Below are 13,704 nucleotides of genomic sequence, written 5' to 3' on the forward strand. Positions count from 1 at the left end.
CTCAGGCCGCCTCGGCCACGAGGCGCTCGACGGCCTCGACGGCCTCGGGCACCGCGGCGGCGTTCTGGCCGCCGCCCTGGGCGACGTCCGGCTTGCCGCCGCCACCGCCACCGAGCGTCTTGGCAGCCGTACGGACCAGGTCACCGGCCTTGATGCCGCGCTCGCGGGCGGCCTCGTTGGTGGCGATGACGGTCAGCGGGCGGCCGTTGGCCACGGTGAACAGGGCGACCACGGCCGGGCGGTCGCCCGGGATGCGACCCCGCACGTCCAGCACCAGCTTGCGCAGGTCGTCGGCGGAGGTGCCGTCGGCGACCTGGGCGGCGGCCAACGCGACGCCCCGTACGTCCTTGGCGTCCCGCGCCAGCCCGGCGGCGGCCTGGAGGACCTTCTCGGCGCGGTAGCGCTCGATCTCCTTCTCGGCCTCCCGGAGCTTGGCCAGCATCCCGGAGACCTTCTCGGGCAGCTCCTCGGGACGGCCCTTGACCAGCTCGGTCAACTGCGAGACGACGGTGTGCTCGCGGGCCAGGAAGTGGTACGCGTCGGCGCCGACCAGGGCCTCCACGCGGCGCACGCCGGAGCCGATGGAGGACTCGCCGAGCAGCTTGACCAGGCCCAGCTGGGCGGTGTTGGCGACGTGCGTGCCGCCGCACAGCTCCTTGGAGAAGTCGCCGATGGTCACCACGCGCACCTGGTCGCCGTACTTCTCGCCGAACTCGGCGATGGCGCCCTGCTTCTTGGCGTCCTCCATGCTCATGACCTCGGCCTGGACGTCCAGCTCGCGGGAGAGCACCTCGTTGATCCGCTGCTCGACGTCGGTCAGGACCGTGCCGGGCACGGCGGCCGGCGAGCCGAAGTCGAAGCGGAAGCGGCCCGGGGAGTTCTCCGAACCGGCCTGGGCGGCGGTCGGGCCGAGCGCGTCGCGCAGCGCCTGGTGGGTGAGGTGGGTGGCGCTGTGGGCACGGGCGATGGCCCGGCGGCGCTTGACGTCGATGGTGGCGTACGCGGCCGAGCCGACCACGACCTCGCCGACCTGGACGACGCCCTTGTGGACCGTGACGCCGGGGACCGGCCGCTGCACGTCGCGGACCTCGACGACGGCGCCCGACGCCAGCCGGATGCGGCCGGTGTCGGCGAGCTGGCCGCCACCCTCGGCGTAGAAGGGGGTACGGTCCAGGACGATCTCGACCTCGTCGCCCTCGTGGGCGGCGGGGGCGGCCGTGCCGTTGGCCAGCAGGCCCACGACGGTGGACTCGCCCTCGGTGTGCGCGTAGCCGGTGAAGACGGTGGCGCCGGCGCGGTCGGCGACCTCGCGGTAGGCGGACAGGTCGGCGTGGCCGTGCTTCTTGGCCTGGGCGTCGGCCTTGGCGCGCTCCCGCTGCTCCTTCATCAGCCGGCGGAAGCCGTTCTCGTCCACCGAAAGGCCCTGTTCGGCGGCCATTTCGAGGGTGAGGTCGATGGGGAAGCCCCAGGTGTCGTGGAGCAGGAACGCCTTGTCGCCGGAGAGCACCGTGCCGCCGCCGGCCTTGGTCTCGCTGACGGCGGTGTCCAGGATGGTGGTGCCGGCCTTGAGCGTCTTGAGGAAGGCGGCCTCCTCGGCGAGGGCGACCGTCTCGATGCGCTTGCGGTCCTCCAGCAGCTCCGGGTACTGCTGGCCCATCGTCTTGATGACGACGTCCAGCAGGTCGTGGACGACCGGGCCGGTGGCGCCGAGCAGGCGCATGTTGCGGATGGCGCGGCGCATGATGCGGCGGAGCACGTAGCCGCGGCCCTCGTTGCCGGGGGTGACGCCGTCGCCGATGAGCATGGTGGAGGTGCGCATGTGGTCGGCGACCACGCGCAGCGACACGTCGGTGTCCGGGCCGGCGCCGTAGCGCACCCCGGTCAGCTCGCCGGCCTTGTCGATCACGACCCGCAGGGTGTCGGTCTCGTACATGTTGTGGACGCCCTGGAGAATCATCGCCAGGCGTTCCAGGCCGAGGCCGGTGTCGATGTTCTGGCTGGGCAGGTCGCCGAGGATCTCGAAGTCGTCCTTCGAGGTGCCCGCGCCCCGCTCGTACTGCATGAAGACCAGGTTCCAGATCTCCACGTACCGCTCGTCGTTGACGGCCGGGCCGCCCTCGACGCCGAACTCGGGGCCGCGGTCGTAGTTGATCTCGGAGCAGGGGCCGCACGGGCCCGGGACGCCCATGGACCAGTAGTTCTCGGACTTGCCTAGGCGCTGGATGCGCTCCTTGGGCACGCCGACGACCTCGTGCCAGATGCGCTCGGCCTCGTCGTCGTCCAGGTAGACCGTGACCCAGAGCCGCTCCGGGTCCAGGCCGTAGCCGCCGTCCGCCTGCGAGCTGGTCAGCAGCTCCCAGGCGTACGTGATGGCGCCTTCCTTGAAGTAGTCGCCGAAGGAGAAGTTGCCGCACATCTGGAAGAACGTGCCGTGCCGGGTGGTCTTGCCGACCTCTTCGATGTCCGGCGTGCGCACGCACTTCTGGACACTGGTGGCGCGGTCGAAGGGCGGCTTGACCTCGCCGAGGAAGTACGGCTTGAAGGGCACCATGCCCGCGGGGACCAGCAGCAGGGTCGGGTCGTCCGCGATGAGCGACGCCGACGGCACTACGGTGTGCCCGCGCTCCTCGAAGAAGCGCAGCCAGCGGCGGCGGATTTCAGCCGACTCCATCAGTGGTCCTCATTTCCGGTCGGTCCGGTCGGGCCGGGTGTTCTCGTTCGGTGCTGCGTGAGCTGGTGTTGCGTGATCCGGTACTGCGTCGTTTCGAGTGCGGCGCGGGAGCGCGCCGGCGGCAGCTCGCGGGCGTCGCCCTGGTCCGTCAGGCCCAGCGCTTCGTGGAGCTGCCCTTCACGGTCCGCCATTCCCGTCCGGACGTCCAACGCGAATTGGCGCAGCCGCTGTCCGGTCTCGACGGCCTTGTCGGCGGCCTGGGCCGCGAGGCTGTCGGGCTGGAGCTTGCGCAGCTTGCGGTTGACCTTGGTGGTGGCCCAGACTCCGGCGGCGGCGCCGGTGGTGAACCAGAATGCGCGGCGGAACATCGCGGCGATCAGTCCTTGGAGCGACGGTTGCGGCGCCCGCCTCGGCGGGCTGCGGGCAGGGTGCGGCCGGCGACGGTGCGCTTCGGCTCGGGCGGCGGCGCGCCCTTCTTGCCGATCGCGCGGCGCACGCCGTAGCCGAACGCCGCGACCTTGACCAGCGGTCCGCCGAACGCGGAGGAGACGGTCGAGGAGAGCGCGGAGGCGTTGGCGGTGACCTCCTGGACGTCGGAGGCGATCGCGTCGACACGGGCGAGCTGGGTGTGCGCGGAGCGGACGGTCGCGGACGCGTCGGCCAGCAGCGGTACGGCCTGTTCGGACACCTCGGCGACCATCTTGGTCGTCGCCTTGAGCGTCTGCGCGAGCCTCACCAGCGCCAGGGCCAGGAAGGACACGAGGATCGCCCAGAAGACGGCCACGAGGATCCCGGCCACCTCTCCACCGGACACGTTGGCACCACTCTCCGACTGACTTGTTCTGGTCCCGTCCCGCTCGAACGGCAGAGCCCGAGCCTATCGCGCCGCGGCCGTCGGGCCGTACCGCGTTCCCCGTGCGGCGCGGGGCCCACCGGCGGGCGATTGTACGGTGCGCACACCTGCGAGTACGCTCCGTGTTCCATGCGACGCTCCCTGCGCCCCGACCCCCTTCCCCGGGTTCCCCGCCCCTTCGCCGCGCGCCTGCGGGTGCCCGGGAACCTGCCCGCGGAGCTCACCCGGTTCGTCGGCCGCGACGGTGAACTCGCCGCGCTCGCCGGTCACCTGGAGTCCGCCCGGCTGGTGACGGTCACCGGGGTCGGCGGGGCCGGGAAGACCCGGCTCGCCACCCAGGCTGCCGCAATCTTGCAGGATCGCTTCTGCGACGGGGTGTGGCTGGTCGAGCTGGCCGCCCTGCGCCACGGCGGCCTGCTGGACCACGCCGTCGCCGAAGCACTGGGCCTCGCCGATCACACGGGCCGGCCGCCGCGCGCCGCGCTCCGCGACCACCTCGCCGGACGCGAGCTGCTGCTCGTCCTGGACGGGTACGAGCACCTGGTCGACGAGTGTGCCGCGCTCGCCGCCGACCTGCTGCGACGGGCGCCCGGCCTGCGCGTCCTGGCGGCGGGCCGACGCCCGCTCGGGCTGCCCGGCGAGCAGAACCTGCCGCTGCCGCCGATGGACGGCCCGGACGCGGCCGCCCTCTTCCACGACCGCGCCGCCGCCGTCGTCCCCGGCTTCCGCACCGACGCGGACGGCGAAGCCGCCGTCGCCGAGCTGTGCCGGCGGCTCGACGGCATCCCGCTCGCCCTGGAACTGGCGGCCGGGCGGCTGCGGGCCCTGTCGGTGGAACAACTGCTGCACCGGATCGACGACCGCTTCCGCCTGCTGACCGGGGGCGCCCGCCCCTCTCCCCCGGCCTTCCCTGCGCCCCCGGAGCAGGGCACGCCACCGGCGCGCCACCAGACCCTGCGGACGACGATCGGCTGGAGCCACGAGCTGTGCACCCCCGCGGAACGCCTGCTGTGGGCACGGCTCTCCGTCTTCGCCGGGCAGTTCGACCTGGACGCCGCCGAGTACATCTGCTCCGGCCCCGACCTGCCCGCGGACGAACTGCTCGACGTCCTCGGTGAACTGGTGGCCCAGTCCGTGGCCGTACGGGAGGAGACCCCGGCGGGCCTGCGCTACCGGATGCTGGACACCGTGCGGGAGTACGGGGCCGGCTGGCTGGAAGCGCTGGGCGACGTCGAGCGGCTGCGCCGCAGACACCGCGACTGGTACGTGGGCCTGGCCACCTGGTGCGAGCTGGACTGGTTCAGTCCGCGGCAGGCCGAGGTCGCCGCCCGTATCGAGTGCGAGCTTCCCAACCTGCGGACCGCCCTGGAATACAGCCTCGACAGCTCAGGAGACGCGCACCTGGGCCAGTACCTGGCGGGCACCTTGTGGTTCTACTGGGTCGGCTGCGGCCGGCTCTCGGAAGGGCGGCACTGGCTCGACCGCTCCCTGGAGCTGGACAGCGAGCACGACGACGCGCGCCTCAAGGCCCTGTGGGTGGCCGGGTACGTGGCGGTGCTCCAGGGCGACGCGGTGGGTGCGATGGGCGCGCTGCGGGAGTGCGGCGAGGAGGCGGAGCGCGCGGGCAACGCCACCGCGGCCGCGTACGCCGTGCACCGCACCGGCTGCCTCGCGCTGGTCCGCGACGACATGCCGCGCGCCGAGCGGCTGCTGGGCGACGCTCTCACCCGCTACCGGGACATCGGCGAACTCAACAGCAACGTACTGATGGCGCAGGTCGAGCTGGCGATGGCGGTGGCCTTCCAGGGCGACGTCGCGGAGGCGGTGCGCCTGTGCGAGGACGTACGGCAGGTCTGCGACGACCACGGGGAGCGGTGGGCCCTGGCGTACGCGCTGTTCGTACTGGCCTACGCGGCCTGGAAACGTGGCGAGGCGGCGCGGGCGCGCGCCCTGCTGGAGGAGTGTCTCGCCATCGACCATGCCTTCCACGACCTGCTGGGCGCGGTGCTGGCCGTCGAGCTGCTGGCGCTGGTCACCCTCGGCGAAGGCGATCCGGCGGAGGCGGCGCTGCTCCAGGGGGCCGCCGGGCGGATCTGGCCCTCGGTCGGGCTGCCGCTGTTCGGCTCCCGCTACTACAACCAACCGCACCAGTTGTGCGAGGAGCAGGCGCGGGAGCTGCTCGGGGCGGAGCGGTACGAGCACTGCGTACGGGCCGGCGCCCGGCTCGACCTGGACGCCACGGTCGCCCGGATCCTGAACGGCGGCGGCAGCGACAGCGGCGACGGGCACGGGGACACCCGGCCGGACGGCGCCGCGCCGCGCCCGCGGCCCACGGCACCGGGACCGCGCCCGGCAAACAGCGAACCCGCCGCCTCCCCCACCGCGAGCGGCGGGGAGACGACGGGCTGAGCACGCGGCTGTCCGCACGCGGGGCGCGCGGACCGATCCGTGCGGTGCCTACGCCTGGATCAACGGGCGTAGTACTCGACGACGAGCTGCTCGTCGCAGATCACCGGGATCTCCTTGCGCTGCGGGTCACGGTCCAGGCGGAACGCCAGGGCCTTCAGGTTGACCTGCAGGTAGCGGGGGGTCTCGCCGTCGGGGGCGTAGCCACCCTCACGCGCGACCTGGAAGGGGTGCTTCTCGCGGCTGCGCTCGCGGACCATCACGACGTCGTCGGGACGGACGCGGAAGGAGGGCTTGTCGACCTTGCGGTCGTTCACCGAGATGTGGCCGTGGACGACCATCTGACGGGCCTGGTAGATCGTCCGGGCGATGCCCGAACGCAGGACGAGCGCGTCCAGACGGCGCTCAAGCTCGATGATCAGCGCCTCGCCAGTCTTGCCTTCGACCTTCCGAGCGCGGTCGTAGGCACGCGCCATCTGGCGCTCGCTGATGTCGTACTGCGCACGCAGGCGCTGCTTCTCCAGCAGACGGACCTTGTAGTCACTGTTCTGCTTGCGGCCACGGCCGTGCTCGCCGGGCGGGTAGGGACGGGCCTCGAAGTACTTGACGGCCTTCGGCGTCAGGGCGATGCCGAGAGCGCGCGACTTCTTGACCTTGGGACGCGACTGGTTCACGTGGAACGGACCTCCGTGTAGGTTAGGTTAGGCTTACCTTACTTCGAGGAGAACGCATGTTTCGACCTGGGATCCCCCTGCCCGGTGCTGGTCAGAGCACCGGGACGGGTCAGCCGCGTCCCGTGGAAGACGCCCAGCAGCCAGCCGCCGCCGAGCGCGTACGAACCCTCGTCGAGTCCAATGGTATGGCCTCGCTGAGCATCCCCGGAATCGAGGACCCCGACGACGCCGGACTCTCGTCCCCAGTATGCCGTACGGTCACCGGTGCTGGTGACGTGCTCCTCCTGGTTCCCGGGGACGCCGCGGCCGCCAGGGCCGCCGCCCACGCCCAGGACGACGACCTGACCGCCGTGATGGAGATCACCGACGTGGCCCCCGTCTCGGTGCCCCACCGCATCCGCGGCCGGGCCTGGGTCGCGGGCTGGCTCACTCCCGTACGCAACGAGGAGCGCGCCCGCGCGGCCATGCTGCTCGCCGAACGGCACCCGGTCGGCGAGCTGCTCGGCATCGGCGAGGCCCTCCAGCCCGACCCGCCGCCGGGCATGTTCGGGCGGCCCGCCTGGATGATGCTGCGCATGGAGGTCGGCGAGGCGGCCGTGGACGACCTGTGGGGCGCCCAGGCCATCGAGCCTGACGAGTTCGCCCAGGCCGAGCCCGACCCGCTGGCGGCCCACGAGGCGGAGCTGCTCCAGCACCTCCACTCGGCCCACAGCGACCAGGTCCGCGGGCTGTGCACGCTGCTCGGGGACCGCTCGCAGCGCGCGTGCGACTTCCGCGACCGGGCCGTACCGGTGGCCCTGGACCGCTTCGGCCTGCGGGTGCGCTTCACCGACGACGCGCACCGCTCCTTCGACGCCCGCTTCGACTTCCCCGAACCCGTCCGCGACGTCTCCGAACTCCGCCGCGCCATGCACACCCTCTTCGACGCGGCCGCGTCCGGATGACCACCGGCGCCGCTCCTCGCCGGACGGGCCGGCCCCCGGCCCGTCCGGCGATCGAGAAGCCGCGCCGAAGCCCCGGTGTCACAGATAGAGCGCCCGGTTGACCGGAATGCCCTGCTCCGCGCAGCCGCGCTCGTAGTGGTCGATGAACCAGAAGACGTCGATCACCTCCGTCACCCGGTCCCGCTCGTCGAGGAACTCCACCGGCCCGTTCAGCCAGAAGACGGTCTTCATGCCCTCGTCGGAGACCAGGGTGTGGGTACGGCCCGGACTCTCCCGGACGAAGTCACCGGGGCGCCCGACCCAGTCGTACTCCAGGTAGCGCCAACTGCCGTCGAGCACATAGCCCGAGACCGGGCCCCGGTGGCGGTGCCGGCCCAGCACCCCGCCCGCCTGCACCCACAGGACGTTCGCGGCCGAGCTGCTGCGGACGTCGAACGTCAGGTGCTTGATCATCACCTGTGGGGCGAACGGGAGCCACGGCGAGTCCGCCTCCGCGATGTGCCCTTCGGGCAGCGCGTACTGGTCCCGGCGCCGGTCGATCCGCGCTTCGATCTCGGTCAGGCTGTCCGCATGCGGATTCGAGCTGGTCGTCATGGCGGAATCCTTCCTGTGGGTGCCGGGTCCTGAGCGGACACGCGAGCACAGCCATGGTCGGCTCCCCGCACCCCGGCCCGACAGTGGCTTCCCGGACGGCCGGGGGACGGAAGGGCCCGCACCTGACGACCGGTCTCAGCGGAAGTCAGCCCGTCCGGCATTTGAGGACGGCCCTCGGCCACGAGTGACCCGCACCCGGCACGCAACCGCCCCGTCCACACACCCCGGCGTTTACGGTTCCTCGCCGCGCAGGCGGCCCCGCACCCGGTCCGTCACGTCCGCGTACCGCGCCTCGGCGCCGTACCGCGTCGGCGCGTAGTACCGCTTGCCGTGCACCTCGTCCGGTGCGTACTGCTGGGCCGCGATCCCGCCGGGCAGGTCGTGCGGGTACTGATAGCCCTTGCCGTGTCCCAGTTTCTCGGCGCCCTTGTAGTGACTGTCGCGCAGATGCGACGGCACCGGGCCCGCGAGTCCGGCCCGTACGTCCGCGAGGGCCGCGTCGATGGCCAGGTAGGCCGCGTTGGACTTCGGGGCCAGCGCCAGCGCGATCGTGGCCTGGCTGAGGGTGATCCGGGCCTCCGGGAAGCCGATCAGCGCGACGGCCTGGGCCGCGGCCACCGCGGTCTGCAGGGCGGACGGGTCGGCGAGCCCGATGTCCTCGCTCGCCGAGATCATCAGCCGGCGGGCGATGAACCGCGGGTCCTCGCCCGCCTCGATCATCCGCGCGAGGTAGTGCAGTGCCGCGTCCACGTCGGAGCCCCGGATCGATTTGATCAGGGCGCTGGCGACGTCGTAGTGCTGGTCACCGGCCCGGTCGTACTTCACCGCGGCCCGGTCGACGGACTCCTCCAGCGTCTGGAGGGTGATCTTCTTCTCCCCCTTGGAGATCGCCGATCCGGCCCCCGCCTCCAGGGCCGTGAGCGCGCGGCGCGCGTCGCCGCCCGCGATGCGCAGCAGGTGCGCCTCGGTGTCCTCGGGCAGGGTGACCGCGCCCGCCAGCCCCCGCGCGTCCGTCAGCGCGCGCTTGAGCAGGCCGCGCAGGTCGTCGTCGGTGAGCGGTTCGAGTGTCAGCAGCAGCGAGCGGGAGAGCAGCGGGGAGATCACCGAGAAGTACGGGTTCTCGGTGGTGGCGGCGATCAGCGTCACCCAGCGGTTCTCGACGGCGGGCAGCAGGGAGTCCTGCTGGGCCTTGCTGAAGCGGTGGATCTCGTCGAGGAAGAGGACGGTCTCCTTGCCGTAACCGCCGGAGGCGCGGCGCGCGCCGTCGATGACGGCGCGGACTTCCTTGACGCCGGCGGTGATCGCGGAGAGCTCCACGAAGCGCTTGTTCGTCGCCTGGCTGACCACGTACGCGAGGGTGGTCTTGCCGATGCCGGGCGGGCCCCACAGGAAGACGGAGGACGGCCCGGCGGGCCCGCCGTCGCCCTCGCCGACCAGGCGGCGCAGCGGCGATCCGGGCTTGAGCAGATGCTGCTGGCCGACCACCTCGTCGAGGGTGCGCGGACGCATCCGTACGGCGAGGGGTGACCCGGTCGGGTCTTTCTCCTGGCGGTCTTCGGCAGCGGCGGTGAACAGGTCGGGCTCCACGCTCAGAGCCTAATTCACCGCACTGACAACGCCGCCGGGGAGCCGGATTCCCGGCCGCCCGGCGGCGCGGTGCGAAGACCCGTGTACCCGGTTCAGATCAGCGAGCTCCAGTACGACCACCACTTGGTGAGGATCAGCAGCGCGATCACGCCGTACCAGAGCACCGGCACGACCCAGTGGAACTCCAGCACGGCCTTCCGCAGGCCGGCCGGTGCGGGGATGATCCCGTGCTTGAGGTTGTGCACGGTGGTGTACCAGAACATCAGGATGGTGACGCACCAGGTCAGCGTGCACCACAGGCACAGCGAGTTGATGACGTACAGCGACTGCGACATCAGCCACATGCAGAAGACGGAGCCGGCGAGGGTGCCGATGTTCAGGCCGATCCAGTACCAGGCGCGGTAGCGGGCCCCGGCGAGCAGGCCGACGCCGATCCCGATGACCACACCGAACGCGATCAGGCCGGCGACCGGGTTGGGGAAGCCGAAGACCTCGGCCTGCTGGCTCTGCATCACATTGCCGCAGGAGACGATCGGGCTCAGGCTGCAGGCCGGCTTGAAGTTCGGGTCCTTCAGCAGCTCGATCTTGTCCATGGTGATCACCCAGGACGCGAGCAGGCCCAGGGCGCTGGTGATCACGAGCAGCCAGGCCAGCCCCCGCCCCGAGCCGGTCGGGCCGCCGCCGCGGCCCGGGTGATCGTCGCCGGTGGACACGTCGTCAAGCGCTGTCGTCGTCATATCGCCGTTCCGTCGGTGCCGTGGGGAGTGAGCGGGCGGCGCGTTCCAACTGGCGCGCGCCGGGCCCTCATTCTGCCCCAACCGGACACCCGACCACTGTTCGATGCGCATAAAGACCCCCTTCCGAGCCACCGCGCGGACAGCGCGGTGGACGGCCGGAAGGGGGCCCCTACACGACGACGACGGCCCCGTACAGAGGCGGCCGGGGTCAGCCGAGCCTGCGGCGGACCTCTTCGACCACCGAGTCCAGCGCGACCGGCGTCTGCTCGCCGCTCTCCAGATCCTTGAGCTGCACGACGCCTTCGGCCAGATCCCGCTCACCGGCGACGACCGCGAGGCGGGCGCCCGAGCGGTTCGCCGACTTCATCGCGTTCTTCAGGCCCTTGCCGCCGTACGCGAAGTCGGTGGCGACCCCCGCCCGGCGCAGCTCGGTGACCGTGCCGAACAGGGTCCGCCGGGCCTCCTCGCCGAGCGGCACGGCGAAGACGGCCGTGCTCGCGGGCAGCTCCAGCTCGACGTCCTCGGCCTCCAGGGCCAGCACCGTGCGGTCCACGCCGAGCGCCCAGCCCACCGAGGGCAGCGCGGGGCCGCCGATCATCTCGGACAGGCCGTCGTAGCGCCCGCCGCCGCCGACCGCGGACTGCGAGCCGAGGCCGTCGTGGACGAACTCGAAGGTGGTACGGGTGTAGTAGTCCAGCCCGCGCACCAGCTTCGGGTCGTCCTCGTAGGCGACGCCCGCCGCGGTCAGCAGCTCGCGCACCTGCTCGTGGTACGCCTTGCACGCCTCGCACAGGTGGTCGCGCAGCAGCGGCGCGCCCACCAGCTGCTTCTGCACGTCGGGGCGCTTGTCGTCGAGCACCCGCAGCGGGTTGATCTCGGCGCGGCGGCGGGTGTCCTCGTCCAGGTCGAGCCCGTACAGGAACTCCTGGAGGGCCGCCCGGTAGACGGGGCGGCACTCCTTGTCGCCGAGCGAGTTGAGCAGGATGCGGAAGTTCTTCAGGCCCAGCGACCGGTAGGCGTCGTTCGCCAGGATGATCAGCTCGGCGTCCAGCGCCGGGTCCTCGGCGCCGATGGCCTCGGCTCCGACCTGGGAGAAGTGGCGGTAGCGGCCCTTCTGCGGGCGCTCGTAGCGGTAGTACGAGCCGGAGTACCAGAGCTTGACGGGGAGGTTGCCCGCCTTGTGGAGGTTGGCCTCCAGGGCGGCGCGCAGCACCGAGGCGGTGCCTTCGGGGCGCAGTGCGAGCCGGTCGCCGCCCTTGGTCTCGAAGGCGTACATCTCCTTGGTCACGATGTCGGTGGACTCGCCGACGCCGCGCGCGAACAGCTCGACGTTCTCGAATCCGGGCGTCTCGACGTAGCCGTAACCGGAGCGCTTGAGGGGTCCGGAGATCGCGTCGCGGACCGCCAGGTAGGTGGCGGACTGCGGCGGGATCAGGTCGTAGGTGCCCTTGGGGGCCTTGAAGGTGCTCACGGAAGTTCTCGTCACATTCCTCGTCGCGGAGCCGGGCTGTGCGGTGCGCCGTCTCCGAGGCCGGCGGCCACCTCCCGCAGGAACGGGTTGGTGGCGCGCTCGCGGCCGATGGTGGTCTGGGGGCCGTGGCCGGACAGCACGACGGTCTCGTCCTGGAGGGGCAGGCACACCCGCTCCAGCGACCGCAGTATCTCGGCGTGGTCGCCGCCCGGCAGGTCGGTGCGTCCGATGGAGCCGGCGAACAGCAGGTCGCCCGAGAAGAAGACCGGCGGAATGTCGGCCTGCTCGGGCAGCCGGAAGGTCACCGACCCCTTGGTATGGCCCGGGGCGTGCGCGACCGAGAACTCCATCCCGGCCAGCTCCAGCCGCGCGCCGTCGCCCAGCTCCTTGACGTCGTCCGGCTCCCCCACGGTCAGCTCACCCATGAGCTGCTGCCCGATGGAGCGGCCGAGGGCCTTCTCCGGGTCGCTCATCATGTAGCGGTCCTCGGGGTGGATCCAGGCGGGCACGTCGTGCGCGCCGCACACCGGGACGACCGAGGCGACGTGGTCGATGTGGCCGTGGGTGAGGACGACGGCGACGGGCTTGAGCCGATGCTTCTTCAGCGCTTCCTCGACGCCACGGGCGGCCTGGTGGCCCGGGTCGATGATCACGCACTCCTCACCCGCGGCCGGGGCGACCAGATAACAGTTGGTCCCCCAGGCCCCGGCGGGGAACCCGGCAATGAGCACGTTCGTCCTCAACATTCGACGGCGGCGGACGGATCGCCGGCGGCGATCCGGAAGATTTCGGCTGTTGAAGAGCCTACCGGCGGGACTCCCACCCGGGCGAACCCGTATACGGTACGGCCCACGGCAGACCTCAGCGCACACCTAGGAGACGACCGGTGGTCAGCAGCGATCAGCGGCGGCGGCAGCTCGCCCGCGAGAAGTACGAGCGCCAGCAGCAGCGGCGTGCCGCGGCCCGGCGCAAGACCAAGCGCCGCAACGTGATCGTCGCGGCGGCCGTGGCGGTCGCCCTGGCCGCGGGCGCGGCCGCGTACGCCTCGGTCGGACTGGCGGGCGGCGGTGACACGACGGACGCCGCGGCGCCGAGCCCGAGCAAGCCCGCCGACCCGTGCGGCAAGCCGGCACCGGGCGCGCCGTCCAAGGAGCGCTGGAAGAAGGAGCCGGCGATGACCGTGGACACCTCGGCGTCATACGCGATGAAGCTCCAGACGACGTGCGGCGACATCGGCATCAAGCTGGATGCCGCGAAGGCGCCGCGCACCGTCAACTCCTTCAATTTCCTGGCGGGTAAGAAGTTCCTCGACCACAGCAAGTGCCACCGGCTGGTCGACCAGGGCATCTACGTCCTCCAGTGCGGCGACCCGACCGGCACCGGCTCGGGCACCCCCGGCTACACCATCCCGGACGAGAACCTGAAGGACCCGAAGCTCAAGGGCGACATCTACCCGGCGGGCACGGTCGCGATGGCCAACCGCTACGACGGCAAGAGCGACAAGACCCGTAACAGCGGCGGCAGCCAGTTCTTCCTGGTCTACCAGGACAGCAAGCTGCCCCCGAACTACACGCCCTTCGGCACCGTCACCGAGGGCATGGACGTCCTGAAGAAGATCGCGGCGGCGGGGTCCACCCCCGACCAGGCGACGGGCAACACCGCACCCAACGCGACGGTGGTGATCGACCGGGCGACCGTCACCAAAACCTGACCGGGTACGCCCCCGGGCACGCCGGAGGCGCCGCCGCGGTGGGCGAACCGCGAAAT

At 71.8% G+C, this 13,704-nt stretch carries 12 protein-coding genes; 3 read left to right on the forward strand and 9 right to left on the reverse strand.

Annotated features, from left to right (window positions below; all coding sequences use genetic code 11):
• Position 1: 1 nt before the first annotated feature.
• From alaS to AB0A97_RS31235, 3 genes are read right to left on the reverse strand one after another with little or no spacing between them, the layout of a single operon-like run.
• Positions 2-2,671: an alanine--tRNA ligase gene (gene alaS, locus AB0A97_RS31225; protein WP_361156090.1), complete on the reverse strand. Its 2,670-nt coding sequence runs from the start codon at positions 2,669-2,671 to the stop codon at positions 2-4.
• Positions 2,671-3,039, reverse strand: a complete 369-nt coding sequence (locus AB0A97_RS31230) for a DUF6167 family protein (protein ID WP_361156093.1) — start codon at positions 3,037-3,039, stop codon at positions 2,671-2,673. Before AB0A97_RS31230 ends, alaS begins: the two co-directional genes overlap by 1 nt.
• Positions 3,040-3,047: 8 nt before the next feature.
• Entirely contained in the window at positions 3,048-3,485 is a 438-nt protein-coding gene (locus AB0A97_RS31235) for a DUF948 domain-containing protein (protein ID WP_361156095.1), read from the reverse strand.
• 168 nt (positions 3,486-3,653) lie between these two features.
• Between AB0A97_RS31235 and AB0A97_RS31240 the strand changes: the two genes are divergently transcribed.
• A complete protein-coding gene (locus AB0A97_RS31240; protein WP_361156098.1) occupies positions 3,654-5,933 on the forward strand; it encodes an AAA family ATPase in 2,280 nt (759 codons plus the stop codon).
• Positions 5,934-5,992: 59 nt separating this feature from the next.
• Here AB0A97_RS31240 and rpsD read toward each other — a convergent pair whose 3' ends face one another.
• A complete protein-coding gene (gene rpsD, locus AB0A97_RS31245; protein ID WP_030023487.1) occupies positions 5,993-6,604 on the reverse strand; it encodes a 30S ribosomal protein S4 in 612 nt (203 codons plus the stop codon).
• 185 nt (positions 6,605-6,789) lie between these two features.
• Between rpsD and AB0A97_RS31250 the strand changes: the two genes are divergently transcribed.
• Positions 6,790-7,548, forward strand: coding sequence for a DUF2470 domain-containing protein (locus AB0A97_RS31250; RefSeq protein ID WP_361156373.1), 759 nt, complete (start codon positions 6,790-6,792; stop codon positions 7,546-7,548).
• Positions 7,549-7,626: 78 nt separating this feature from the next.
• Here the strand turns inward: AB0A97_RS31250 and AB0A97_RS31255 are convergent, their stop codons facing one another.
• The 5 genes from AB0A97_RS31255 to AB0A97_RS31275 all read right to left on the reverse strand — a co-directional run bounded on the left by AB0A97_RS31255 (position 7,627) and on the right by AB0A97_RS31275 (position 12,668).
• Positions 7,627-8,142: a 2,4'-dihydroxyacetophenone dioxygenase family protein gene (locus tag AB0A97_RS31255; protein ID WP_361156101.1), complete on the reverse strand. Its 516-nt coding sequence runs from the start codon at positions 8,140-8,142 to the stop codon at positions 7,627-7,629.
• 231 nt (positions 8,143-8,373) lie between these two features.
• Entirely contained in the window at positions 8,374-9,729 is a 1,356-nt protein-coding gene (locus tag AB0A97_RS31260) for a replication-associated recombination protein A (RefSeq protein ID WP_361156104.1), read from the reverse strand.
• A gap of 92 nt (positions 9,730-9,821) precedes the next feature.
• Positions 9,822-10,466 carry a vitamin K epoxide reductase family protein gene (locus AB0A97_RS31265; RefSeq protein WP_361156107.1) on the reverse strand — a complete coding sequence of 215 codons (645 nt, stop codon included), beginning with the start codon at positions 10,464-10,466 and terminating at the stop codon, positions 9,822-9,824.
• 208 nt (positions 10,467-10,674) lie between these two features.
• Entirely contained in the window at positions 10,675-11,937 is a 1,263-nt protein-coding gene (gene hisS, locus AB0A97_RS31270; RefSeq protein WP_361156108.1) for a histidine--tRNA ligase, read from the reverse strand.
• An 11-nt stretch (positions 11,938-11,948) separates the two neighbouring features.
• Entirely contained in the window at positions 11,949-12,668 is a 720-nt protein-coding gene (locus tag AB0A97_RS31275) for an MBL fold metallo-hydrolase (RefSeq protein ID WP_361156111.1), read from the reverse strand.
• A 155-nt stretch (positions 12,669-12,823) separates the two neighbouring features.
• On the opposite strand from AB0A97_RS31275, the gene AB0A97_RS31280 reads away from it, so the two are divergent.
• A complete protein-coding gene (locus tag AB0A97_RS31280; RefSeq protein ID WP_361156114.1) occupies positions 12,824-13,648 on the forward strand; it encodes a peptidylprolyl isomerase in 825 nt (274 codons plus the stop codon).
• Positions 13,649-13,704: the final 56 nt, after the last annotated feature.

The sequence above is a fragment of the Streptomyces sp. NPDC045470 genome, from assembly GCF_040646595.1.
Lineage (GTDB): Bacteria > Actinomycetota > Actinomycetes > Streptomycetales > Streptomycetaceae > Streptomyces.

Coding starts and splice junctions, on each gene's coding strand:
- AB0A97_RS31230 (WP_361156093.1), bottom strand. CDS start 3,039: ATGTTCCGCCGCGCATTCTGGTTCACCACCGGCGCCGCCGCCGGAGTC.
- AB0A97_RS31255 (WP_361156101.1), bottom strand. CDS start 8,142: ATGACGACCAGCTCGAATCCGCATGCGGACAGCCTGACCGAGATCGAA.
- AB0A97_RS31250 (WP_361156373.1), top strand. CDS start 6,790: ATGGCCTCGCTGAGCATCCCCGGAATCGAGGACCCCGACGACGCCGGA.
- alaS (WP_361156090.1), bottom strand. CDS start 2,671: ATGGAGTCGGCTGAAATCCGCCGCCGCTGGCTGCGCTTCTTCGAGGAG.
- AB0A97_RS31265 (WP_361156107.1), bottom strand. CDS start 10,466: ATGACGACGACAGCGCTTGACGACGTGTCCACCGGCGACGATCACCCG.
- AB0A97_RS31240 (WP_361156098.1), top strand. CDS start 3,654: ATGCGACGCTCCCTGCGCCCCGACCCCCTTCCCCGGGTTCCCCGCCCC.